Origin of the sequence: Microbacterium oleivorans, assembly GCF_023715745.1 — a bacterium.
In the GTDB taxonomy this organism is placed as follows: domain Bacteria; phylum Actinomycetota; class Actinomycetes; order Actinomycetales; family Microbacteriaceae; genus Microbacterium; species Microbacterium oleivorans_D.
The window spans coordinates 906,834-928,458 of sequence record NZ_JAMBOV010000001.1; the positions used below are offsets into that span (position 1 = coordinate 906,834).

General features: G+C 70.1%; 23 protein-coding genes and 3 tRNA genes. 17 read left to right on the forward strand and 9 right to left on the reverse strand.

The features are described from left to right. A complete protein-coding gene (locus tag M3190_RS04250) occupies positions 1–645 on the forward strand; it encodes an alpha/beta fold hydrolase (RefSeq protein ID WP_251578636.1) in 645 nt (214 codons plus the stop codon). Positions 646–657: 12 nt separating this feature from the next. On the opposite strand, the gene M3190_RS04255 is transcribed toward M3190_RS04250, so the two are convergent. After that, positions 658–1,902 carry an isochorismate synthase gene (locus M3190_RS04255; protein WP_251578638.1) on the reverse strand — a complete coding sequence of 415 codons (1,245 nt, stop codon included), beginning with the start codon at positions 1,900–1,902 and terminating at the stop codon, positions 658–660. Between the two features lie 79 nt (positions 1,903–1,981). Between M3190_RS04255 and M3190_RS04260 the strand changes: the two genes are divergently transcribed. The 3 genes from M3190_RS04260 to M3190_RS04270 all read left to right on the forward strand — a co-directional run bounded on the left by M3190_RS04260 (position 1,982) and on the right by M3190_RS04270 (position 5,248). Beyond that, positions 1,982–2,728 (forward strand): demethylmenaquinone methyltransferase, encoded by a 747-nt coding sequence (locus M3190_RS04260; protein ID WP_251578640.1) that lies wholly within the window; start codon positions 1,982–1,984, stop codon positions 2,726–2,728. Positions 2,729–2,751: 23 nt separating this feature from the next. After that, positions 2,752–3,813, forward strand: coding sequence for a polyprenyl synthetase family protein (locus tag M3190_RS04265; protein ID WP_251578642.1), 1,062 nt, complete (start codon positions 2,752–2,754; stop codon positions 3,811–3,813). A gap of 61 nt (positions 3,814–3,874) precedes the next feature. Beyond that, positions 3,875–5,248 (forward strand): FAD-dependent oxidoreductase, encoded by a 1,374-nt coding sequence (locus tag M3190_RS04270; RefSeq protein ID WP_251578644.1) that lies wholly within the window; start codon positions 3,875–3,877, stop codon positions 5,246–5,248. 9 nt (positions 5,249–5,257) lie between these two features. Here M3190_RS04270 and M3190_RS04275 read toward each other — a convergent pair whose 3' ends face one another. Next, on the reverse strand, positions 5,258–6,457 hold the full coding sequence (locus M3190_RS04275) for a multidrug effflux MFS transporter (RefSeq protein WP_251578646.1): 1,200 nt from the start codon (positions 6,455–6,457) through the stop codon (positions 5,258–5,260). After that, entirely contained in the window at positions 6,454–7,053 is a 600-nt protein-coding gene (locus tag M3190_RS04280) for a TetR/AcrR family transcriptional regulator (protein ID WP_251578648.1), read from the reverse strand. Before M3190_RS04280 ends, M3190_RS04275 begins: the two co-directional genes overlap by 4 nt. A gap of 109 nt (positions 7,054–7,162) precedes the next feature. On the opposite strand from M3190_RS04280, the gene M3190_RS04285 reads away from it, so the two are divergent. Continuing rightward, a complete protein-coding gene (locus M3190_RS04285) occupies positions 7,163–7,987 on the forward strand; it encodes a sugar phosphate isomerase/epimerase family protein (protein ID WP_251578650.1) in 825 nt (274 codons plus the stop codon). After that, positions 7,984–9,111 carry a Gfo/Idh/MocA family protein gene (locus tag M3190_RS04290; RefSeq protein ID WP_251578652.1) on the forward strand — a complete coding sequence of 376 codons (1,128 nt, stop codon included), beginning with the start codon at positions 7,984–7,986 and terminating at the stop codon, positions 9,109–9,111. Before M3190_RS04285 ends, M3190_RS04290 begins: the two co-directional genes overlap by 4 nt. Positions 9,112–9,169: 58 nt before the next feature. On the opposite strand, the gene M3190_RS04295 is transcribed toward M3190_RS04290, so the two are convergent. From M3190_RS04295 to M3190_RS04305, 3 genes are all read right to left on the reverse strand, one after another. After that, positions 9,170–9,613, reverse strand: coding sequence for a BLUF domain-containing protein (locus M3190_RS04295; RefSeq protein WP_251578654.1), 444 nt, complete (start codon positions 9,611–9,613; stop codon positions 9,170–9,172). Further along, on the reverse strand, positions 9,610–9,861 hold the full coding sequence (locus M3190_RS04300) for a hypothetical protein (protein ID WP_251578656.1): 252 nt from the start codon (positions 9,859–9,861) through the stop codon (positions 9,610–9,612). The genes M3190_RS04295 and M3190_RS04300 overlap by 4 nt, the downstream gene beginning before the upstream one ends. A gap of 95 nt (positions 9,862–9,956) precedes the next feature. Beyond that, complete coding sequence (locus M3190_RS04305) at positions 9,957–10,448, reverse strand: YajQ family cyclic di-GMP-binding protein (RefSeq protein WP_217530714.1); 492 nt, start codon at positions 10,446–10,448, stop codon at positions 9,957–9,959. Between the two features lie 64 nt (positions 10,449–10,512). Between M3190_RS04305 and M3190_RS04310 the strand changes: the two genes are divergently transcribed. The 6 genes from M3190_RS04310 (at position 10,513) to M3190_RS04335 (ending at position 14,485) form a co-directional block, all read left to right on the forward strand. Next, on the forward strand, positions 10,513–11,358 hold the full coding sequence (locus tag M3190_RS04310) for a LysM peptidoglycan-binding domain-containing protein (protein ID WP_251578658.1): 846 nt from the start codon (positions 10,513–10,515) through the stop codon (positions 11,356–11,358). Between the two features lie 51 nt (positions 11,359–11,409). Further along, positions 11,410–11,724, forward strand: coding sequence for a hypothetical protein (locus tag M3190_RS04315; protein ID WP_251578660.1), 315 nt, complete (start codon positions 11,410–11,412; stop codon positions 11,722–11,724). Positions 11,725–11,776: 52 nt separating this feature from the next. Then, positions 11,777–12,265, forward strand: coding sequence for an FBP domain-containing protein (locus tag M3190_RS04320; protein WP_251578662.1), 489 nt, complete (start codon positions 11,777–11,779; stop codon positions 12,263–12,265). A gap of 87 nt (positions 12,266–12,352) precedes the next feature. After that, positions 12,353–12,437: transfer RNA gene (locus M3190_RS04325), tRNA-Tyr, on the forward strand. A gap of 83 nt (positions 12,438–12,520) precedes the next feature. Next, positions 12,521–13,330, forward strand: coding sequence for an alpha/beta hydrolase (locus M3190_RS04330; RefSeq protein ID WP_251578664.1), 810 nt, complete (start codon positions 12,521–12,523; stop codon positions 13,328–13,330). A gap of 174 nt (positions 13,331–13,504) precedes the next feature. Continuing rightward, positions 13,505–14,485, forward strand: coding sequence for a hypothetical protein (locus tag M3190_RS04335; RefSeq protein WP_251578666.1), 981 nt, complete (start codon positions 13,505–13,507; stop codon positions 14,483–14,485). Positions 14,486–14,488: 3 nt separating this feature from the next. Here the strand turns inward: M3190_RS04335 and M3190_RS04340 are convergent, their stop codons facing one another. Beyond that, complete coding sequence (locus tag M3190_RS04340) at positions 14,489–16,054, reverse strand: phytoene desaturase family protein (RefSeq protein WP_251578667.1); 1,566 nt, start codon at positions 16,052–16,054, stop codon at positions 14,489–14,491. A gap of 31 nt (positions 16,055–16,085) precedes the next feature. Here M3190_RS04340 and M3190_RS04345 point away from each other — a divergent pair, with 31 nt between their 5' ends. The 4 genes from M3190_RS04345 (at position 16,086) to M3190_RS04360 (ending at position 18,637) form a co-directional block, all read left to right on the forward strand. Then, the gene (locus M3190_RS04345; protein ID WP_251578669.1) at positions 16,086–16,874 is read left to right on the forward strand and encodes an inositol monophosphatase family protein; all 789 of its coding nucleotides are present in this window, start codon (positions 16,086–16,088) and stop codon (positions 16,872–16,874) included. Between the two features lie 198 nt (positions 16,875–17,072). Continuing rightward, complete coding sequence (locus M3190_RS04350) at positions 17,073–18,404, forward strand: M23 family metallopeptidase (protein ID WP_251578670.1); 1,332 nt, start codon at positions 17,073–17,075, stop codon at positions 18,402–18,404. Positions 18,405–18,468: 64 nt separating this feature from the next. After that, positions 18,469–18,540 (forward strand) — tRNA-Thr (locus tag M3190_RS04355). A 23-nt stretch (positions 18,541–18,563) separates the two neighbouring features. Continuing rightward, positions 18,564–18,637: transfer RNA gene (locus tag M3190_RS04360), tRNA-Met, on the forward strand. 281 nt (positions 18,638–18,918) lie between these two features. On the opposite strand, the gene M3190_RS04365 is transcribed toward M3190_RS04360, so the two are convergent. Next, positions 18,919–19,248 (reverse strand): hypothetical protein, encoded by a 330-nt coding sequence (locus tag M3190_RS04365; RefSeq protein WP_251578672.1) that lies wholly within the window; start codon positions 19,246–19,248, stop codon positions 18,919–18,921. A gap of 253 nt (positions 19,249–19,501) precedes the next feature. On the opposite strand from M3190_RS04365, the gene M3190_RS04370 reads away from it, so the two are divergent. Then, the gene (locus M3190_RS04370; RefSeq protein WP_251578674.1) at positions 19,502–20,029 is read left to right on the forward strand and encodes a hypothetical protein; all 528 of its coding nucleotides are present in this window, start codon (positions 19,502–19,504) and stop codon (positions 20,027–20,029) included. A gap of 445 nt (positions 20,030–20,474) precedes the next feature. Here M3190_RS04370 and M3190_RS04375 read toward each other — a convergent pair whose 3' ends face one another. Further along, positions 20,475–21,482 carry a LacI family DNA-binding transcriptional regulator gene (locus tag M3190_RS04375; protein WP_251578676.1) on the reverse strand — a complete coding sequence of 336 codons (1,008 nt, stop codon included), beginning with the start codon at positions 21,480–21,482 and terminating at the stop codon, positions 20,475–20,477. Positions 21,483–21,625 lie beyond the last annotated feature (143 nt).

Consider the following 21,625-nt stretch of genomic DNA (forward strand, 5'->3'; position numbering starts at 1 on the left):
GTGCGACTGTACGTTCACAGCACCGACCGCGACGGGGTGTCCGCGTGGCCGTCTTCGGCGCAGTCCGACGCGGAGCACCTGCCTCTCGATCTCACCCGCCCGTTGGATGAGCTCTCCCTCACGGTGACGGATGCCGCGCCGCGGGGCGCTGTCGTGTTCGCCCATTCCGCCGCTGCCGTCCCCGTCGCGCTCGCCGCGGCCCGGCTGTCGCCTCGCGCACTCGTCCTCGTCGAGCCCGCGCTCTACGACATCGCTCGCGGTCACCCCGCGATCGAGGCCCACATCGGTGAGATCTCCCGTGCGAAGAGTGTCGCGGAGGCCGGTGACCTCTTCGGCTATTGGTCCATCGTGCGCCCGCTGATGTTCGGTGGGGCGGCCGACCGCTCGCGGTGGGAGTCCGAGCGACCGGGGGCCGAACGGTTCGCCACGCGGCGTCCGCCGTGGGGGTTCGGCGTGGACGCCGCGATGCTGCGCGGCATCGCCACCCTCGTCGTCACGGGCGGCTGGAACGCCGAGTACGACGCGATCGCGGACGTGCTCCAACGAGAGGGCGCTCGCCGTCTTACCCTGCCGGGGCACGGTCACCGTCCGCAGGACCACCCCGAGTTCGCCGCGGCGGTCGAGGCGTTCCTCGCGGGAGAATGACCCGTCCCGTGCTCAGGCGAGCGCGTCGACGATGGGACGGAACTTCACGCGGGTCTCGAGCATCTCGGTCTCCGGGTCGCTCCCCGCGACGATGCCCGCGCCGGCGTGGGCGGTGAGCGCGATGTCGCCGTCGCCGTGCACGTCGAACTGCGCGCAGCGCAGCGCGATCGCCCATTCGCCGTCGCCGTTCGCGTCGATCCAGCCGACCGGGCCCGCGTAACGTCCGCGGTCGAACGGCTCGACCCGCCGGATGACCTCAAGCGCGGCCGACGTCGGGGTCCCCGCCACAGCCGCCGTCGGGTGCAGGACCTCGACCAGACCGAGTGCGGATGCATGCCCTGACAGGGTGCCCTCGACGTCCGTCGCGAGGTGCCACACGTTCGGCAGTTTCAGCATGAAGGGCTCGGGCTCGGCGACCAGCGCCGTCGTGTGCGCGCGCAGCGCCGTCAGCACACTCTGCACGGCGTACCGGTGCTCGTCGAGATCCTTCGCGCTGGTCGCCAGGGCGACGGATGCCGCGGTGTCGGCGTCGGCGTCGGCGCCCCGCGCGGCGGTCCCGGCCAGCACACGCGCCGTGACCGTACCCCCCGAGACCGTGACGAGGGTCTCGGGGCTCGCTCCGATCGCACCGTCGACGGCGAAGGTCCAGGTGTCCGGGTAGGCCGAGGCGAGGGCGCGGACGAGTCGTCGCAGATCCGATCCGGCGGGCACGGACCCGACGAGGTCGCGCGCCAGCACCACCTTGGCGACCTCGCCCGAGGCGATCGCTTCGAGCCCGGCCCGCACCTCCGCCTGGTAGCCGTCGGGTGTGCAGGCCCCCGGCCCCACGACCGCCGACCAGTGCGGCCCGAAGGGGATGGACTGCGGCTCGGGACGCTCGGGCTCACCGTCGGTGAAGACATGCGTGACCCAGCTCGTCTCGCCCCGACGGCCGATGATCATCTTCGGCACCGTCAGCGTTGCGCTCGACGAGCTGTGGGTGGGGTCGAACGGCAGGGCCCCGAACGCGACGAGGCCCGACCCCGGCATCCGCACCTTGTCGTCGACTTCGGCGACCTCGGACACCGCACGCCACCAGGCCACGGCGGATGCGCCCGCCGGCAGCTCCGCGGCGCGACCCCAGCCGACGAGCATGTCGCCGCGCCGAGACCAGACGGTCGGGTCGTCGGGCGAGGCGTAGGCGAGGGGGTCCTCTACCGCCTCGATCCGGCGGGTGACGGCCCGCAGTCGGGGGGCGCTGAGCGCAGACGAGGTCACCGTGTCAGCCTAATCCGGCGGCGGGCGCACCAGTCTCGTGCACAGCCCGGCGTCATCCCGCCCCGATTAGGCTCGACACGTGACCGAACAGCCCTCCCGCACCCCGTCCACCCGCGCGGACCTCGGCAAGGACCCCGAGCGGGTCAGCGGCATGTTCGACGAGGTCGCCGCGGCCTACGACCGCACCAACACGATCCTCAGTCTCGGCAACGACAAGCTGTGGCGCATCGCGACGACGCGCACGATCGCGCCGCGCCGCGGTCAGCGGATCCTCGACCTCGCAGCCGGCACCGGGGCAAGCTCGGTCTCGCTCGCCCGCTCCGGCGCGGAGGTCGTGGCCGGCGACTTCTCGGCGGGGATGATCGCGGAAGGGAAGCGGCGACACGGCGGCATCCCGAACCTGTCCTTCGTCGAGGCGGACGCGACGGCGCTGCCGTTCGCGGACGAGGAGTTCGACACCGTCACGATCTCCTTCGGCCTGCGCAACGTCAACGACCCCGACAAGGCCCTGCGCGAGATGTTGCGCGTCACCAAGCCCGGCGGCACGCTCGTCATCTGCGAGTTCTCGCGCCCGCCGGCAGCGCTCATGCGCGGGCTCTACCGCTTCTACAACGACCGCGTCCTGCCCGTCGTCGCGCGCGCGTTCAGCTCGAACGCCGACGCGTACGACTACCTCAACGAGTCGATCCGCGACTGGCCCGACCAGCGCACGCTCGCCGGCCGCATCCGTGCCGCCGGGTGGGAGCAGGTCGCCTGGCGCGACCTGAGCTTCGGCATCGTCGCACTGCACCGTGCGCGCAAGCCCGCAACCCCGGGCCGGGCCTGAGGCGCGACGGGTACGCTGGAGGCATGACCCCCCGTCCCGGTACTCCGGGCTCGCAGATCGCGAGCCGTCTCGGCGTCACCGAGCGCATCTTCGTGGGCCCGCGCATGCGGAAGATGCTCGCCACGGTCGAGGAGGGGCTCGATCTCGTCGAAGCCCGCCTCGCCGGTGAGCTCAAGGTCGGCGACTCGCTCGCCGACGTCACCTCGCGCTACCTCTACGAGGCGGGCGGCAAGCGGATGCGGCCGATGCTCGCCATCCTCACGGCGCAGCTCGGCTCCGGGGTCACCGACGACGTCCTCGCAGGGGCGACCGCGCTCGAGATGACCCACCTCGGCTCGCTTTACCACGACGACGTCATGGACGAGGCCGACCGTCGCCGCGGTGTGCCCAGTGCCCATGCGGTGTGGGGCAACAGCGTCGCCATCCTCACCGGTGACCTGCTGTTCTCCCGTGCGAGCCAGCTCATGGCCCAGGTGGGGGAGCGTGCCATCCGGTTGCAGGCCGACACCTTCGAGCGACTCGTTCTCGGTCAGATGCACGAGACCGTTGGCGCTCAGCCGGGCGACGACCCGGTGGACTTCTATCTGCAGGTGCTGAGCGACAAGACCGGCTCGCTGATCGCCGCGGCCGCCGAGACCGGCGTCGTCTTCTCCGACGCCTCCGACGAGTACGCCGCTCCCGTGCGCGAGTTCGGTGAGCGCGTCGGTGTCGCCTTCCAGCTGCTCGACGACGTCATCGACCTGTCGGCCGATGCGGAGGAGACCGGCAAGGTGCCCGGCACCGATCTGCGCGCCGGCGTCCCCACGATGCCCTATCTGCTCCTCGCCCGAGCGACCGACCCGGCCTCGCGCGCGCTCAAGGTCACGATCGACGAGGGTGTCGCCCGTATCTCGGACGGCGCCGACCCCGTCATCCTCGACGCCCCGCTCGCGCAGCTGCGCGACCACCCGGCGACCGAGGCGACGCGCCGGCTCGCCCACGAATGGTCCGACCGTGCGGTGGCCGCCCTCGCGCCCTTGCCGGACGGACTCGTCCGCGAGGCGCTGACGCGATTCGCGCAGGTCGTCGTCGACCGCTCCAGCTGATCACCGGCGGAACCGCCGCTTCTTCGTCACGCCCGTGCGCGGGCTCTCGGAAAGGACACCCATGACCAAGCTTCGGCTGGCCATCGTCGGCGCAGGACCCGCCGGCATCTACGCGGCGGACATCCTCCTGAAGGCGGAGCGCAAGTTCGACGTGTCGATCGACCTCTTCGACCACCTTCCGGCGCCCTACGGCCTCGTGCGCTACGGCGTCGCACCCGACCACCCGCGCATCAAGGGCATCATCAACGCCCTGCGCGACGTCCTCGACCGTGGTGACATCCGCATCTTCGGCAACGTCCGGTTCGGCGTGGACATCACCCTCGCCGACTTGAAGAAGCACTACAACGCCGTCATCTTCGCGACCGGCGCGATCAAGGACGCCGACCTCGACATCCCCGGCATCGACGCCGAGGGCTCCTTCGGCGCGGCGGATTTCGTCAGCTGGTACGACGGCCACCCGGACTTCCCGCGCGAGTGGCCGCTGGACGCGGCATCCGTCGCGGTCCTCGGCAACGGCAACGTGGCCCTCGATGTCGCGCGCGTGCTCGCCAAGCACGCCGACGACCTGCTGCCCACCGAGATCCCCGCGAACGTCTACGAGGGTCTGAAGGCGTCGCCGGTCACCGACGTGCACGTCTTCGGCCGCCGCGGCCCGGCGCAGGTGAAGTTCACCCCCCTCGAGCTGCGCGAACTCGGCGAGCTGCGCGACGTCGACATGGTCGTCTACGACGAGGACTTCGACTACGACGAGGCCTCGAAGACGGCCATCGCCTCGAACAAGCAGGTCATGGTGATCGACCGCGTGCTGCAGTCGTGGCGCCAGCGGCCGAGCGTCAACAACGCCGGCGGTGAGGCCAGCCGCCGTCTGCACCTGCACTTCTGGGCCCGACCGGTCGAGGTCAAGAAGGATGCCGACGGCCGCGTCGCGGCGATCGTCACCGAGCGCACGCGTCCCGACGGCTCCGGCGGGGTCGAGGGCACGGGCGAGCTCCGCGAGATCCCGGTCGGCCAGGTCTACCGCGCCGTCGGATATTTCGGCTCGCCGCTCCCGGACGTGCCCTTCGACAAGCGCCACGGTGTGATCCCGAACCACGAAGGCCAGGTGCTGAAGAAGGGCTCCAACGAGCGTGTCCCCGGCGTGTATGCGACCGGCTGGATCAAGCGCGGCCCGGTCGGTCTCATCGGGCACACCAAGTCCGATGCGATGGAGACGATCCGTCACCTCATCAACGACCAGGCCTCGTGGTGGAACCCCGAGGACCCGTCCGACGACGCGATCATCTCGCTGCTCGCCGAGCGCCAGGTCGCGTGGACCGACCTCGACGGCTGGCACCGGCTCGACGCGCACGAGGTCGCTCTCGGCGCGCCGCACGAGCGTGAGCGGGTCAAGGTCGTCGACCGCGACGAGATGGTGCGGGTCTCGCGCGGCGAGTGAGGCCCGCGGTCACGCCGAGCGGTGCGCGGCGCGGTTCGAGGCGAGCCCGAGCGTCAGACTGATCACGGCACCGGCGAGCATGACGCACGCCATGGGCACCGCGGTCTCCTCTCCCCACAGTCCCACGATGGGTGTCACGAGGGCGCCGGTCGCGAACTGGCAGGCGCCCATCAGCGCCGCTCCTGCACCGCGGTTGCTCGACGTCGCGCGGGCGAGCCCGAGCGCGTTCGCGTTGCCGAACGTGAGCCCGGCGGCGCCCATCGTGGTGAAGGCGCAGGCGAGGAAGAGCGGGATCGACAGGATGCCGGTCGCCGCCGACGCCGTCATGACCGCCGCGGCGGCGACGCCGAGCGAGGCACCGATCACCAGCATCCGCTCGGGGCCGATCCGCGGCGCGTACGTCGCGTTGATCAGGTTCGCCACCAGGAGGGCGACGCCGCCGCCGGCGAAGCCGAGCCCGTAGAGGAAGGGCGGCATCCCGAGGATGACCTGTCCGACGAACGGGGATGCCGCGACGTAGGCGAAGAGTCCGGCGAACCCGGAGACGTAGGCGCCGGTGTATCCGAGGTAGATCCGGTCCCTCAGGAAGTGCGCGAACGAGGAGCGCATCGCTCCGAGTCCGCCGGTGTGCCGGAGCTCGCGGGGAAGGGACTCCGGCACGACGAGCCAGGCCAGGAGGAGCATCAGGACGGCGATGACCGCAAGAGCGGTGAGCACCCCGCGCCAGCCCGAGAACGACGCGACGAGGCCGCCGATGGGAGGGGCGACGAGAGGACCGAGTCCGCCCACGGTCGCGATGAGGCTGAGAGCCCGGACGGCGGTCCGGCCGGTGCTGAGGTCGACGGCGATGGCCCGGGCGATCACGACACCGGCCGCTCCCGACAGTCCCTGGACGAGCCGCAGGACGATGAACACCTCGATCGTGGGGGCGGCCACCATGGCGACGCTCGTGAGGGTGAAGGCGCTGGTCGCCAGGAGCAGGACACGGCGGCGCCCCCACATGTCCGAGAGCGGACCGAGCAGCAGCTGCCCGGCGCCGAGGCCGAGCAGGAAGGCCGTCAGCGTGAGTTGCACGGTGGCCGGCCGGGCGTCGAGCTCGCGGGCGATCTGCGGCAGCGACGCGAGGTACATGTCAATCGCGAACGGGCCGACCGCCGACAGGAAGCCCAGGACGACGACGAGCCGTCGGGTCAGGAGCGGCGCCGTCATGCCGGCGGTCGCAGGAGCGCGCCGAGGGTGCGCAACGTCGATTCGAGTCCGACGGTGGGATCGAGCAGCCACTGGATCTGCAGACCGTCGGAGGCCGCGATGAGAAGAGAGGCGAGATGCTCCGCCGAAACGTCGTCGCGGACGAGCCCTTCCGCCTGCTGCCGCCTCAGACTGTCGGTCATCGACGCGCGCAGCCGGGTGAAGCGCGCCGTGAAGAAGTCTCGACCGACGCCGGAGTCGCCCTCGAGCGAGGCGGCGAGGAGGGTGGAGTACAGAGTGACGAGACCCGGAACCTCGACGTTCTTGATGGCGGCTTCGACCATGGTGTCGATGCCGGGACGCAAGCCGGGGGAGTCGACCCTGGTCTCCTCGGCGTGCTTGTAGACAGCGACCAGCAGCTGCTCGCGCGAGTCGAAGTAGTGCAGCAGGGCGGCGTGCGAGACGCCGATCGACTCGGCGATCCTGCGCAGGGAGGTGCCGTGCGCCCCGCGTTCGCGGAAGACCTCGATCGCGCGGTCGAGGATTTCTTGGCGTCGGGCGACACCCTTCGGCTGCGATCCGCGCCGGCCGATCACGGCATCGTCATCCTCACCCATGGGGACAGAGTAGGGCCGTCGAGGAAAAACCTCCAACTGGAGGTTTTTCTGCTATCGTCGTGGCCACGCCGCCCCGCGGCATCCGACAACGACGTACGAAGGAAGGCCCATGGCTCTGCCACTCGCCTCTGTCCAGCTCTACACACTCGCCAAAGAGTTCAGCGAGGACATGTCCGGATCGCTCGACAAGCTGGCCGCGATCGGCCTGCGGAACGTGGAGGCGTTCGACTTCGTGCGGCGTCCCGACGAGATCCGCGCGGCGCTCGACGCCAGCGGTCTCGCTTCGCCGACCGGACACGCCCCGCTGCTGTCGGACGAGCTCTGGACCCCGGACGGATCGATCCCGACCCCGGGCAACGAGGTCGTCTTCGAAGCCGCCGCGAAGATCGGGATGACGACGGTCATCGACCCGTTCGTCGCCCCCGAGCGCTGGCTCACGGAGGAGGGCGTCGCCGACATCGCGGAGCGCATGAACCGCGCCGCCGAGAAGGCCGCGGAGTTCGGGCTGACGGTCGGCTACCACAACCACGCGCAGGAGTTCGTCGCGGACTTCGGCGGACAGACCGCCTACGAGCGCTTCCTCGAGCTCACCGACGACCGCGTCGAGATCGAGCTCGACCTGTTCTGGGCGCTCACCGGCGGCCAGGACGTGCCCGCGCTCGTGAAGAGCCTCGGCGATCGCCTCGTCGCGGTGCACGTCAAGGACGGGATCGCCCCGACATCCAACCCATGGGCTCCCGGTGCCGACTCGTTCGGTTCCGACTCTCTCGAGCAGCTCCGTGCGGGGACCGGCGACGTCCCGCTCGCGGAATCGCTCCAGGCCGGCACGGGCATCAAGTTCGCCGTCATCGAGTACGACAAGGCCCCGGGTGACGTGTTCGAGGACATCGCAGCGTCCTACGCGTTCCTGAAGGACGGCGGTTTCATCGCATGACCGGTCCCGTCGGAGTCGGCATCGTCGGTGCCGGTGTCATCAGCCAGACCTATCTCGAGAATCTCACCTCGTTCCCCGATGTGAAGGTGGTCGCGATCGGCGACCTCATCCCCGAGCGCGCCAAGGCCAAGGCCGAGGAGCATGGCGTGCCGTCCTGGGGCACGCTCGAGGACGTCCTCGCCAACCCCGAGGTCGAGCTCGTCGTCAACCTCACGATCCCCGAATCGCACATCGCGGTGTCGTCCCAGGCGGTCGCGGCCGGAAAGCACGTGTGGACCGAGAAGCCGCTGGGCCTCGACCGCGAGGGTGCCCGCCACCTGCTGAAGGATGCCGAGGCCGCGGGTGTCCGCGTCGGCTCGGCGCCCGACACGATCCTGGGGCCCGGCTTCCAGACCGCCAAGCGCGCGATCGCCGAGGGCGTCATCGGCACCCCGCTGTTCGTCCAGACGGCATTCCAGACGCAGGGGCCCGACCTGTGGCATCCCGAGCCCGCCTTCCTCTTCGCCAAGGGTGCGGGTCCGCTTCTCGACATGGGGCCCTATTACTTCTCGGCCCTCGTCAGCCTCCTGGGCCCGATTGCCGGTGTCGCCGCGCGCGGGTCGCGCTTCCGCACGGAGCGTCACATCCACACCGGTCCCCGTGCCGGCGAGGCCTTCCCCGTCGAGGTGCCCTCGTCGGTGCAGGTCCTCTCGACCTTCGAGGGCGGCCAGCACGGCACGCACCTGCTGAGTTTCGACTCGGCGCTCGAGCGTCACGGTGTCGTGGAGATCCACGGCACCGAAGGGTCGATCGTGCTGCCCGACCCCAACCGGTTCGAGGGGCGCACGGCCTACGTGAAGCCGCTCGGCGTCTTCCGCGACGGCATGAAGACCGAACAGGAGTGGATCGAGGTCGAGCAGCAGGGCACGGTCGTCGGTCGCGGCCTCGGCGTGCTCGACATGGTGCGCGCCGTGGCCGAGGACCGGCCCCACGTCGCGACCGGCGAGCTCGGCTTCCACGTGCTCGACGTGCTGCTCTCGGCGCAGGACTCGGCCGAGACCGGCCAGTACCTCGAGATCGACAGCACCGTCGCGCCCGTCCCGCCGGTGCCGGTCGACTTCGACCCGTTCGCTCGCACGCTCTGACCTGCGGACAAGACGACGGCCCGGATCCCTCAGGGGGTCCGGGCCGTCATTCGTCCGGTCAGTGCTGAGTCGATCGGACGCGGAACCAGAGGCTCAGCTCCCGCGCGGCGCGCAAGGTGGCCGACGGGTCGCCGTGGGCCTCGAGGTCGTCGAAGGTGTCGCGGAATCCCTCGGGCGCTGCGCCGTCGGGGACATCGATCGGCTCGTACCCCATGGTCCATTCGGCGAAGTTGCGCTCTTCGATGAACTCGTCGATCAGAACACGCAGGTGATCGTGTCGGGGGTCCCGCTCGATCTTGCCCATCGTGTCGCGAACCGCCTCTTCGGGGCCCTCGAGGACCTGGATGAATCGGCCGGCCCGATACAGCAGCATGCCTGTCACGTCGCGCTCGGCGTTCGACGAGCGGCTCTGCTCGAGGAGCTCGCGCAAAGCCGCGTCGTCGAGCGGCGCGGTCGCCGTGCTCGAGTAGACGACGGAGAAGACGGTGGGGGAGTCGGTCATCGGTTCTCCCGGATGGTGAAGATCCCGGACGCCGCGGGCGGCTCGGCGGGTGCGGAGAGGGTGCGCATCGCGGTGACGAGATCGGTGAAGGTCCCCACTATCGCCGACCGCATGTCGAACGCCACATAGCGGCCGTCCTTGCGCTGCTCGATGTAGCCCAGGAAGTTTCCGTTGCGGCTGCCGACGTGGAAGCCGTCCTCGACGCGCGCCCAGACCGTTCCGGGGGTGTGGTGGTGCTGCGGGGGCACGAGGCTCCTCACTGGTTCGTGGTGCTGACCTGCCACGCTAAGTGAGGTGCCGGGCGGTCGCCTGGGCTTGACAATCCGCCGTGCGACCGCCTCTGTCAGCGGTAGTTGACGAACTGGAGATCGACGTCGAGGTCGGCGGCTTTCAGCATCCGCTGCACTTCCTGCAGGTCGTCACGCGACTTGGACTGCACCCGCAGCTCGTCGCCCTGGATCTGCGCCTTGACCGACTTGGGCCCCTCGTCGCGGATCATCTTGCTGATCTTCTTCGCGTCCTCGGAGGAGATGCCCTCCTTGAGGGTCGACACGATGCGGAACTCCTTGCCGGAAGGCTGGGGCTCGCCGGAGTCGAGGCTCTTGAGCGAGATGCCGCGCTTGATCAGCTTGGACTGGAAGACGTCGAGCACCGCCTTGGCCCGCTCGTCGCTGTTCGCCTTGATGAGGATCGACTCGCCGCTCCACTCGATGGAGGCGCCGGTCCCCTTGAAGTCGTATCGCTGTTCGACCTCCTTGCGCGCCTGGTTGAGAGCGTTGTCCGCTTCCTGGCGATCGATCTTGCTGACGATGTCGAATGAGCTGTCGCTGGCCATGCGTTCGAGGGTACCGCCGCAGGATCGTTGCGCGCCCGTGACCCGGGCGGGATAGCGTCGAGTCATGGATCGTCGGGGGAAGATCATGGTCGGCATCGCCGTGGGATCGGTGGTGGGGCTTCTCGCTCTCGCCGCGCCCGCCGTCATCGGGATGATCCCGACCGACGAGGTGTTCGCCGAAGCGCCGCCGACGTCCGCTCCGCCGCAACGGACGGTGACGCCCACCCCGACCCCGACGGTTGCTGTGCCGACGGCGACACCGACACCGACACCGACGCCGACGCCGGAGCGCGAGAGCAAGTGCCTGGGTGTGCCGGCCGGCAAGGATCGCGGGGACGTCTCCCCGGGTGCGACGGGCGTCGTCGAGCGGTCCAACGCGGACGGGCTCGCGACGGTCTACCGCGTGGTGTCGGGCGACTCGTACTGGGCGATCGTGGAGCGCTTCTGTCTCAACAGCGGCGACTTCAACAGGGCGAACAACTTCGGTGGCGCCGGCGACATCTACGCAGGCGACTACCTCGCGATCCTCGCGGAAGGGCAGCCGACCGCGCTGGCGCTGAATGAGGCGGCGAAGGGCGGATACCGCACGCACCAGGACTGCGACGCCATCGCGCGAATCTCGCTCGCAGAGCCGAACGCCGAAGGACGGATCCCGGTCAGCATGTCGGGAACGATCGTCGACACGGGCAAGGGCGAGTACGCCGAGGGGTCGGTCGAGAAGGTCGACGGCAAGCCCACCTTCTATACGGTGCAGCCGGGGGACACCTACCGCGGCATCGGCGACCGCTTCTGCGTCGACGCGATCACCGTGCAGCAGTTCAACGACGCAGGCGGGCCGGAGCGCATCCTGCAGCCGGGCGATCGCGTGCAGCTGCGACCGACGAGCCGCACGATCGCGTCGCGGGGCTGACGTCCCGCGCGTCACCCACGCCCCCGCCGCAGCCCCACCTACGCTGGCGGGGTGACCACGCCCGCCGCACCCCTGCTCGCTCAGCGAGCCTGGGGCATCGCCGCCCTCGTGATCGTCGTCCTGTCGGTCCTGCCGACGCTCTTCGTGCTGCTCATCGTCGCGACCGTCGATGAGCAGTACGGGTGGCTGTTGATCTTGACATTCGTCCTGCTCGTGGCGGGCGGTTCGGCCGGGATGCTGGCGGGCATCGTGGGCCTGGTCTTCGCCGGGATCCGCCGCCGCGGCTCCCTCTGGCCTGCCATCGGCACGGTGGCCGGCGTCGGGCTGGTGGGCGTGTCATCGCTGATCCTGGCGCTCGGCGCCTGACCGCCGCGACGGCGGCGGAGCCGCGGCATCCGTCCCTTCGTACAATGGGCTGATGCGGCCGCTGACAGAGGACCAGTTGCGGGACGTGCTGGTGAATGCGACGAAGGACGAGCGGGAACGCCTCGAACCGCCCCACGACTTCCCCCTCCTTGAGTGGGACCACCTCGACTTCCTCGCCTGGCGCGACCCGACGACGCGCAGTCGGGGTTACGTCGTCGCCGAGCTCGACGGGCAGCCGACGGGCATCGTGCTGCGCGCCGCGAACGGTGCCGCGCAGGGCCGCTCCGCCATGTGCAACATCTGCCACACGATGCAGCCGGGCAACCAGGTCACGATGTTCACCGCCCGACGAACGGGGGATGCCGGTGACCGCGGCGACAGCGTCGGTACCTACGTGTGCGCGGATCTGACCTGTCATGACAACGTCCGCATCGCCGGCCCGCTGGCCCCGAGCGAGATCCGGGCGAGCGTGGATCGGCGGATCGACGGCACGCGGCACCGCCTCGAATCCTTCGTCGAGCGCGTCGCCTCCGCAGCCTGACGCCGCGGTTTTCGTCCTGCCCTCGGGGAGGGTAGAGTAGGTGATCGCGCCTCCGGTCGACTGCACAAGCCGGGCGGGTGCGCACTTGGCGAGTTACCCAAGCGGCCAAAGGGATCTGACTGTAAATCAGACTGCATTGCATTCGGGGGTTCGAATCCCTCACTCGCCACCATCAAGGGCTGCGGAGATCTCCGCAGCCCTTTCTCGTTCCGCGCCACCGCGCCGTCGCCTACGGTGGCCGTATCAGGGGGTGCCATGGCCACGCACGAGGATGCCGCGTCGCAGCACGGGGCGGACGCACCGGTCCCGCGTCGGCCGCGCCGACGCGCTCGGCGCGTGTGGGCGGTCGTCGGAGGCGGCCTCGGCGCCGTCGTGGTCGTCGCGGTGGTCGCTTTCGTCGTCTGGGCGCTCAGCGCCTACCAAGCTGACGCATCCACATGGCAGGCGGTCCGAGCGGATGAACGGATCTCCGTCGCGACCGACGGTGACCTGGTGGTCATGACGCCGAGCGGCGAGTCCGACGGCACCGGACTCGTGTTCTTCGCGGGCGCCCGCGTCGATCCCGACGCCTACGCGGCGACATTCACCGACGTGGTCGCGGCCGGCTCGTCCGTCGTCATCGTGCGGCCGCCGCTGAACCTCGCGATCCTCGAGACCCGGGCCTTCGACGACTTCACGGCCGAGGTGCCGGGAGTCGAACGCTGGACGGTCGGCGGTCACAGCATGGGCGGTGTCCGCGCGTGCGGTTACGCGCAGGACCCCGAGGTCACGGCCCTCATCCTCCTCGCGTCGTACTGCAGCGAGGACGTGAGCGGCCGCTCCGACCTCGCGGTGCTCACCGTCTCGGGGTCCGAGGACGCGCTCGCCACGGCGGACAAGATCGAGGCAGCCGCGGACCTCCTTCCCCGGGACGCGGAGTTCGTCCGCATCGACGGCGCCTCGCACGCGCAGTTCGGCGCCTACGGGCCGCAGGACGGCGACGGCGTCCCGACGATCTCGAACGAACGCGCCCGCGAGCTCATCTCCCAGACGCTCGTCGAATTCCTCTCGTCGGTGAACAGCTGACAGCCCGGATGCCCCGTCGGTAGCCTCCGGGGAAGCGCCGCGTCATCGTGCTCTCCGGCTGACGCACCCCCCTCGGTCCCGCGACCGCAACCCCTGACAACCGGCGTGCTCGTCGGCACGTCTGACAGGATGGGGGCGAGAGCGGGGGAGGACTCCGCCGAAGGGATGTCGAGGATGAGCGAACCGATCACCGCCCCCCGTTCGAGCAAGATCTTCCGAGCCGCGATCTGGGTCGCGATCGGCGCACTGATCGCCGCGGCTGTGGTCTGTGTCGTCTGGGTCCTGATCGGCGACTCGAACGGCATCGTCGGTCGGGCGTTCCTCACGATCCTGTTGCTCGCCGGGTTCGCCGGAATCTCGATCCTCGAGGCATCCCTCGCGAGCCGTCGACCCGCGTGGTTCGCCCTCGCGAGCATCGTCTCGTGGGTCGCCGCGCTCATCATCGGCGCCTTCATGATCTGGATGCCGGAGGCCGCAGGAGACTACGGCGTCGGGGCCGAACGCTTCTTCAAGTTCCTGCTCATCCTGCTGATCCTGCAGGGGGCGCTTCTTCACATCCGCCTGTATGCGAAGGCGTTCGCCCGCTACCAGACCACGTTCACGAGCATCGTGACCTACGTCACCATGGGACTCGTCGTGATCCTCGCGATCATGCTGATCATCCCGCTGATGCTCGAGGAGTTCATCGAGTTCCGCGACATCTACTGGCGTGTGCTCGTCTCGGTCGCGATCCTCGCCGCCGTGGGCACCGCCCTCGTCCCGCTCGTGAACGCGCTGTTCGCCCCGAAGAAGGAACGGCCGCAGGCCGCTGCGGCGTACGGCTCGCAGGCGTACCCCGCTGCGTCGCAGAACGACGGCGCCGCCTACGCGGCACCGGCCACCGCGCCCGCGCAGGCCTGGCCGACCTACGCGGACGGACGGACGCCGCTGCCCGTCATGCCCGACGGAAGCCCGGACTGGAACGCCTACTACACCGGCTGGCCGACGTACCCGCAGCAGCCGTACGGTGCCGCGACGCCCGATGCGGCTCCGGCACCCGAGGCGGCACCGCTCGCGGCTCCTCCGGCGCCGGAGTCCGCGCCGGCCGCGTCCGAGCCGGCGATCCCGCCGGTGCCCCCGCTTCCGGACTTGCCGCCCGCCCCGCCGCAGCGTTGACGGTCAGCCGGCCAGCATCTCCAACGCCGCCATCGCGGCGTTGTGGCCGCCGATCCCGCTGACCGCGCCGCCGCGCCGCGCGCTCGACCCGCACAGCAGCACACCGTCGACACCGCTCGAGACTCCCCACCGATCCGCGGGGGTCTCGAGCGGTTCGTCGTCCGCGGCCCAGGGCCAGGACAGGTCGCCGTGGAAGATGTCGCCACCCAGCATCCCGAGGTCGCGTTCCAGGTCAGCCGTCGTGCGCGCCTCGACGCACGGTGACCCGTCCGGCGCGCGGTACAGCACGTCGGCGATCGGCTCCGCGAGCACCGAGTCGAGGGAGCGCTGCGCGGCGCGCCACAGGGCCTCCCGGTCGGCGGACCCGTCCGCGACGAGACGGTGCGGCACCTGCAGCCCGAACAGCGTCAGCGTCTGCGCGCCGGAGGCCCGCAGCTCCGGCCCGAGGATGGACGGGTCCGTCAGGGAGTGGCAGTAGATCTCGGCCGGCAGCGGATCCGGGATGCCGCCGCCCGCGGCCCGGTCGTAGGCGGCGTCCAGCTGCGTCAGCGTCTCGTTGATGTGGAAGGTCCCCGCGAACGCGGCGCGAGGGTCCACTGAGCTGTCGCGGAGGCGCGGCAGGCGCGACAGCAGCATGTTGACCTTGATCTGTGCGCCTTCGGGAATCGGTGCGCCGGTGCCTGCGGCGCCGCCCGCGCGGAGGAGGCGATCGAGGACCGCCGCGCCGACGCCGCTGAGCACCACGCGGGCGCCGACGCGCTCACCGTCGGCGAGGTCGACCGCGCCGTCCGGCGAGACGGCGACCACCTCCGCACCCGTGCGGAGCTCGGCACCGGCTGCGCTGGCGACGCGCTCCAGCTCGCCGCTGACCGCGCCCATGCCGCCGACCGGGACGTCCCAGTCCCCGGTGCCGCCGCCGATGACGTGGTACAGGAAGCACCGGTTCTGGCGCAGCGTGGCATCGTCCGAACGCGCGAACGTGCCGATGAGTCCGTCCGTGAAGGCGATGCCGCGGGCGACGTCGGTCCGCAGGTCGTCGCGAAGAAGCTCGCCGAGCGGACGCGCGGTGACCGCCTCCCACAGCGCGTCGTCGCCCACGGCCGCGCGGGCGTCGTGCTCCCGTGACAGCGGTGCGGTCACGGTGGGGAACAGCGTCGCGCCGAGCGGGGCGACCCCTTCGTAGAACCGTGCGAACCGATCCGCCTCGTCGGAGTCGCTGGTGACCCGGGCGAAGCTCGCCGCCGTGGCCGCGGCATCCGCGTTGTCGATGAGGATGCCGCGGCCCGGGTCCTCGGGCAGCGGTGTGTACGACGAGTAGCGGCGACGCTCGAGGCGGATGCGCAGGCCCAGATCGTCGATGACGGTGCGGGGGAGGAGGCTCACGAGGTACGAGTAGCGCGACAGTCGGGCGTCGACACCCGCCCAGGGCCTCTCGGACACGGCCGCGCCGCCGACGTGGTCCTGCCGTTCCAGCACCGTGACGGTGCGTCCGGCGCGGGCGAGATAGGCGGCGGCGACGAGGGCGTTGTGCCCTCCGCCGATGATGACGACGTCACGGATGGCGCTCATGATGCTCAACCTAGCGGCGTAGCGTGGAGGGATGGATGCCGCTGCGCTCGCCGACCTCGCCCTCGACATCGCCCGCGAAGCCGGTGACCTCGCTCGGCGGCGTCGCGAGGAGGGGGTCGCGATCGCGGCGACGAAGTCCGCGATCGCCGACATCGTCACGGAGGCCGATCGGGAGGTCGAGGCGCTCATCCGTGCGCGGCTGGCCGCCGAGCGTCCCGAGGACGGCTTCCTCGGCGAGGAGTCCGGCGCCGAGCGCGGGACCTCGGACATCACGTGGGTGGCCGACCCGATCGACGGCACCGTCAACTACGCGTACGGGATGCCTCACTACGCCGTCAGCATCGCCGCGGTGTCAGGGGAGCCCACGCCGCCGACCTGGACGGCGCTCGCCGGTGTCGTGCACAACCCGGCGGTCGGCGAGACGTTCCGCGCCGTCCGCGGCGGTGGTGCGTGGCGGGGCGAGCAGCGGCTCTCGGTGTCGCAGGTCGGCGAAGCCGGCGGTCTCGTGGCGACCGGGTTCGGATACGACCCGAAGCACCACGAGGGCGACCTGGCGCGCGTTGCGGCGGTCATGCCGCTCGTCCGGGATCTGCGTCGAGCGGGTGCGGCGTCGCTCGACCTCGCCTACGTCGCGGCCGGACGTCTGGACGGCTACTTCGAGCGTGGACTGCACCCGTGGGATCACGCGGCCGGAGCCCTTCTGGTCATCGAGGCCGGCGGGCTGGTGGCGGGCGCGCCGGACGGGTTCCCCGGCCGGGACATGACGATCGCCGCGGGGCCGGAACTCTTCCACAGGCTCGTCGCCACGATCGGTCTGTGAACAGACATGCCATTCTCAGCCCTGTCGTGTAGCGTGTTTATCTGATCGTTACCTTCGCTGCCCGAGCGGAGGATTCTGACCTTGAAGCCCGCGGCCCCCCCGCCGCTCTACCCGAGAGCCCGCAGTTTGACTTTCGAGATCTCCCCGACCGACGCGCCCGCAACGCGTCGCGACCGGCACCCCGCTGCGTCCGACGCCATGCCGTTGACCCGCGCGGAACTCCGTCGTCGCGCCGCGGCGGCTCCCGCGGCGAGTGACACGGAGGTCACGGTCACGCAGGCGGCAGCCGCGATGGGCGAGGTCATCGCGATGGTCCAGGCGGTCGAGGCTCCGGCCCTGCGTCGTCGTCGTTCCCGCAGCGCCGCCGACGAGGTCGCACCCGTCGCCGAGTCGACGATCCCGAGCGCAGAGGCCGCACCGGCCTCCATCGCCGAGTCGGTCGTCGCAGAGACCCTCGCCGAGGCGATCTCCGATACCTCGGCAGCCACCCTCCCTCTCCGTCGTCGTACGCGCTCCTCGCGCACGACGACTGTCGTTTCGTCCGTTCCCGAGGCTCCCGGCATCCCCGAGTTCCTCGACGAGACGATCGTCCTGCCGTCCGCATCCTCGACGCACACCGCTGCGGAGGACGCGGGTCCTACGATCGACGAGTTCGAGCTGGCCGCGAAGGTGTTCTCTTTCACCGGTGAGACGCCGATCCAGGTCGCTCGGGCCGCCGTCGACGCCGAGGAACGCGTGCAGCGCACGACGCGCGTCCGCATGGCCGAGCAGCCCCGTCGCCCGCGGCGCGGCCGTGTCCTGCTGAAGCGTGCGGCTGCGGCATCCTTCTCGATCAGCGTCGTGGGTGTCGTCGGGCTCCTCGCCATCGGCACGACCACCCCCGTGACCGCCGTCGGCGCTTTCGGTCAGGACGTGAGCGGCGACATCTCGCTCGCCGCCGAGGCCACCGAGGCCGAAGCTCCCGAGATCCAGGCCTACGTCGCCAACTCCGACGCCGGCGCGACGATCCTCTCCCGCTCGGGCGAGTACGACATCGAGTCGATGACCGACGTGGCCGCCGAGTCCGGAGTCACGCAATTCGCCGGCACCTGGGTCAACGACGAGACGGCCGACGTGCAGTGGCCTTTCCCCGTGGGTGTGCCGATCTCCGCGCAGTTCGGCTCGACGTCGTACCTGTCGAAGTTCTCGCGCGCGCACCACGGCACCGACTTCACCCCGGGCGCCGGCGCCGAGGTCCACGCCGTCGCCGCGGGTACCGTACGCATCGCGACCGAGGCCGGTGGCGACTACGGCGTGACCGTGGTGATCGACCACATCATCGACGGCCAGCTCGTCTCCACGCGCTACGGTCACATGCAGTACGGGTCGCTCCGCGTGTCCCCCGGTGAGACGGTCGACGCGGGCGATGTCATCGGTCGTGTGGGCAGCACCGGCAAGTCCACCGGCGCGCACCTGCACCTCGAGGTGCTCCTGGGCGGCACGACCCGGATCGACCCGCTGCCGTGGCTCAAGGAGCACACGCAGGGCTGACTCGTGACATCGAGGATGCCGCGACTCTGGTATCCTCTTCTAGTTGCCCGCGTGCGGGTAGCACGCCCCGATAGCTCAGTGGCAGAGCACTTCCATGGTAAGGAAGGGGTCGTCAGTTCAATCCTGACTCGGGGCTCGCAGCATCTCTCGGATGCTCGTGGCGGGGTAGCTCAGTTGGTGAGAGCGCACGACTCATAATCGTGAGGTCGCGGGTTCAAGCCCCGCTCCCGCTACGCAAAACCCCCGGCTCCACCCGGGGGTTTTGTTGTGGGCGAGGTGCTCATCATCGCCTTCACGGCCGACAATTGGGCATTATCCGCTCGCCGTCCGTGTCCGCGGACGTCGACAGCGGTTGTCACGGGTTATGCCAGAAGAACAACTAACGCCCGCGTGTTCGATGCCGCTCGTGAGGCTTCGCTCGTTTCTCCGTAGCTAGGCGCCGCGCGGTCGCGCGGGCCGAGTCCCACCGACCGACGGCGCAGCAGACCCCTGCGACCGTGCACAGGAGCAGGAGTCACGCGTTCACATCCGTGCCGGGCACGATCATTGCGAGGGCGAAGCACACCACGAAGCCCAGTGCTCCGAACGCTGCGACGGTGGCCGCCCCGGGGGCACGTTTCAGGGCGCGCCCCAGCAGCCATGCAACGGGCGCGAACACCCAGCAGAGGACGAAGGCCACGCCTCCCACGGCGACGGTGGTCGCGATGACAGCCCTCGCTCGTGCGTCCGGGTCGTCGCAGGAGTTGACCAAGATCGCAACCGTAGAGGTCACGAGAGCGATGGCCGTGAAGCTCCACCACGTCGTCAGAGTGCGACGAGCAACAACTCGAGCCTCGAAGAGCATCAGGAGGCGACCCTCCCGGGGGCGGGGCGCCAGCTTCAGTTGATACCGAATGGAGATCGAGACCGTCCGGTCCCGTCGATACGCTGACCGCATGCATCGACGTCTCGCCGTCCCTGTCATCGTTCTGAGCGTTGCGCTGCTCACCGGGTGCAGTCAGGGGGAGACCGACGGCGGGCTCGTTGGAACAGATCCCGAGTCGCCGGTGGCTGAGGTCACCCCGTCGGCCCCGGCACCCGACGCGACGAGGACGCCCGTGGCGCCAGTCGCGGACCCAACCCCGAGCGCCACCCCCGTCCCGGAGGCAGCAGTCGCACCAGAGTGCACCGACATCGTCACCCTCGAATGGCTTCAGGAGAACTTCCACGATCAGATCGACGGACCGGACGAGTACGAGTTCAGCGGCGCGGGCCTGCCTGGTCCCGCCGCGCAGCGGGCCGCAGACGAGTCGGAGACGCTCCGAGCGTGCGCGTGGGGGATCCCTGGCTCCGACGGTGTCTTCACCGTGTCCATCCACACCATTGCGCCGGACGTGCAGGGCCCGTTCGTATCCGCCCTCGAGTCGTCCTCGAAGTACACCTCCCGCGAGGACGGATACGTCGGCCCCGACGGGCCGCCCGCCATGACGTTCTCGTATGCATTCGAGGAGGGCATCGGATACGGACTCTCCTACGCGTTCCACAACGGGTACTGGGTCATCTCCTCCGGCACCATGATCAGCCCCGACGACGCCGTCGCCCTCACCCAGAAGGCACTGACCGCCACTGCCGCCGCCAACAGCTGAACACCGCCACCGCCCGCGACTCGCCGCCACCTTTCGGGGGAGTAGGTCGTTCGGGCTTTGGTCGGGAGATCGGGCCGATCGAGAGGGACGAGTTGGTCACCAAGCGGCTGCTCTTCGCTAGCAAATGACGGCCCCCTATCTCGCCCGCTCCTGCTGTCTGGTGAAGTCGCCGTTTCGCGCGAGAGGTGGGCATGCGGAAGAGTGCAGAATTCACTCGTCCGGTCCGCGTCGCTAGCTCTTGAACCTTGGGGCAGGTCGGGGCGCTTAGGGCGCTCGTGGTCCTGTGTGCAACCCGTGAAGACCAGTAGCGACCTGATGGGGTGCGTCGTGCAGCCTGCCAAGCGGCGTGGCTGACATAGTTGGCCTCAATCGTGAGGTCGCGGGTTCGCGCCCCCCCCGCTACGCAAAACCCCCGGCTCCACTCGGGGGTTTCGTTGTCTCCGGGTCAGCCCGCGGTCGACTTCCGGACGACGAGCTCCGGCGGGAACACCGTCTGGCGCGCGATGCTGTCCGGATCTTCCGCCTCCTCGAGTAGCACGCGGAGCGCGGTGCGGCCGATCATGCGACTCGGTTGACGGATGGACGAGAGCGGCACCGCAGCCGCTGCGGCGAAGGGCGTGTCGTCGAAACCGATGATCGCGATGTCGCCGGGGATCGTCGCGCGTCCGTCCATCGTCATCGACTGCAGCAGTCCGAGGGCGAGCAGATCGTTCGCGGCGAAGAGCGCGTCGGGCCAATCCCGACGCGGGCGGGAAAGGATCCTCGCCCCCGCGGCGACGCCCTCGTCGACGGTCATCGCGTTCGTTGCGACGACTTCGAGGTCGACGTGGTCCCCGGCGTTCTCAGCGGCGGCGCGCGCCCCCGCGAGGCGATCGGTGACCTGGCGGATGTCGAACGGACCTCCCACGAAGGCGATGCGACGGCGCCCGGTCTCGATGAGGTGATCGACGGCGAGGCGCCCGCCCGCGACGCTGTCCACCGACACCGAGGAGAATCGACCGTCCCCGCTGAAGCGGTCGACGAGCACCGCGGGGATGCCGCTGGCGCGAAGCCGCTGCAGCCGTCCGGTCACGTCGCCGTACGGCGCGATGAGGAGTCCCCGCACCTGCTGCTCTTGGAACAGGTCGAGGTAGAGCCGCTCGCGGGAGACGTCCTCGTCGGTGTTGCCGTAGAGGATGGCGATGCCGTGCTTGGTCGCCTCGTCCTCGGCGCCGCGCACGACGTCGTTGTAGAACGGGTTCTGCCCGTCCAGGACGACGAAGCCGACGGTGCGGGAGTCTCCCGCCCGCAGTTTCCGCGCCGCGTCGTTGCGGACGTAACCGAGTTCCTCGATCGCGCGTGTGACCCGTTCGACCGAGTCGGGAGAGACCTCCTCGGGCCTGTTGAGCACGTTCGAGACGGTGCCCACGGAGACGCCGGCGCGCTCGGCGACGTCGCGGATGCGGACCGGCATGGCACCTCCTTGTCCCACCGGGGTCACGATTCGATCTCTCTGGCACTTCGGCTTGACCCGCGCGGGTCGATGTCCATACAGTAGCGTGAAATCATCCTGAATCGATTCAGGCAATCGTCACCGGCATTCACCTGCTCGGCCGA

Bases quoted from the DNA above. Each gene is read 5' to 3' on its own strand.
- M3190_RS04375 (WP_251578676.1), bottom strand. From the start codon at position 21,482: ATGCCGGTCCGCATCCGCGACGTCGCCGAGCGCGCCGGCGTCTCCGTG.
- M3190_RS04285 (WP_251578650.1), top strand. From the start codon at position 7,163: ATGGCTCTGCCACTCGCCTCTGTCCAGCTCTACACACTCGCCAAAGAG.
- M3190_RS04335 (WP_251578666.1), top strand. From the start codon at position 13,505: ATGAGCGAACCGATCACCGCCCCCCGTTCGAGCAAGATCTTCCGAGCC.
- M3190_RS04265 (WP_251578642.1), top strand. From the start codon at position 2,752: ATGACCCCCCGTCCCGGTACTCCGGGCTCGCAGATCGCGAGCCGTCTC.
- M3190_RS04275 (WP_251578646.1), bottom strand. From the start codon at position 6,457: ATGACGGCGCCGCTCCTGACCCGACGGCTCGTCGTCGTCCTGGGCTTC.
- M3190_RS04365 (WP_251578672.1), bottom strand. From the start codon at position 19,248: ATGCTCTTCGAGGCTCGAGTTGTTGCTCGTCGCACTCTGACGACGTGG.
- M3190_RS04290 (WP_251578652.1), top strand. From the start codon at position 7,984: ATGACCGGTCCCGTCGGAGTCGGCATCGTCGGTGCCGGTGTCATCAGC.
- M3190_RS04305 (WP_217530714.1), bottom strand. From the start codon at position 10,448: ATGGCCAGCGACAGCTCATTCGACATCGTCAGCAAGATCGATCGCCAG.
- M3190_RS04340 (WP_251578667.1), bottom strand. From the start codon at position 16,054: ATGAGCGCCATCCGTGACGTCGTCATCATCGGCGGAGGGCACAACGCC.
- M3190_RS04280 (WP_251578648.1), bottom strand. From the start codon at position 7,053: ATGGGTGAGGATGACGATGCCGTGATCGGCCGGCGCGGATCGCAGCCG.
- M3190_RS04320 (WP_251578662.1), top strand. From the start codon at position 11,777: ATGCGGCCGCTGACAGAGGACCAGTTGCGGGACGTGCTGGTGAATGCG.
- M3190_RS04270 (WP_251578644.1), top strand. From the start codon at position 3,875: ATGACCAAGCTTCGGCTGGCCATCGTCGGCGCAGGACCCGCCGGCATC.
- M3190_RS04310 (WP_251578658.1), top strand. From the start codon at position 10,513: ATGGATCGTCGGGGGAAGATCATGGTCGGCATCGCCGTGGGATCGGTG.
- M3190_RS04350 (WP_251578670.1), top strand. From the start codon at position 17,073: ATGCCGTTGACCCGCGCGGAACTCCGTCGTCGCGCCGCGGCGGCTCCC.
- M3190_RS04345 (WP_251578669.1), top strand. From the start codon at position 16,086: ATGGATGCCGCTGCGCTCGCCGACCTCGCCCTCGACATCGCCCGCGAA.
- M3190_RS04295 (WP_251578654.1), bottom strand. From the start codon at position 9,613: ATGACCGACTCCCCCACCGTCTTCTCCGTCGTCTACTCGAGCACGGCG.
- M3190_RS04330 (WP_251578664.1), top strand. From the start codon at position 12,521: ATGGCCACGCACGAGGATGCCGCGTCGCAGCACGGGGCGGACGCACCG.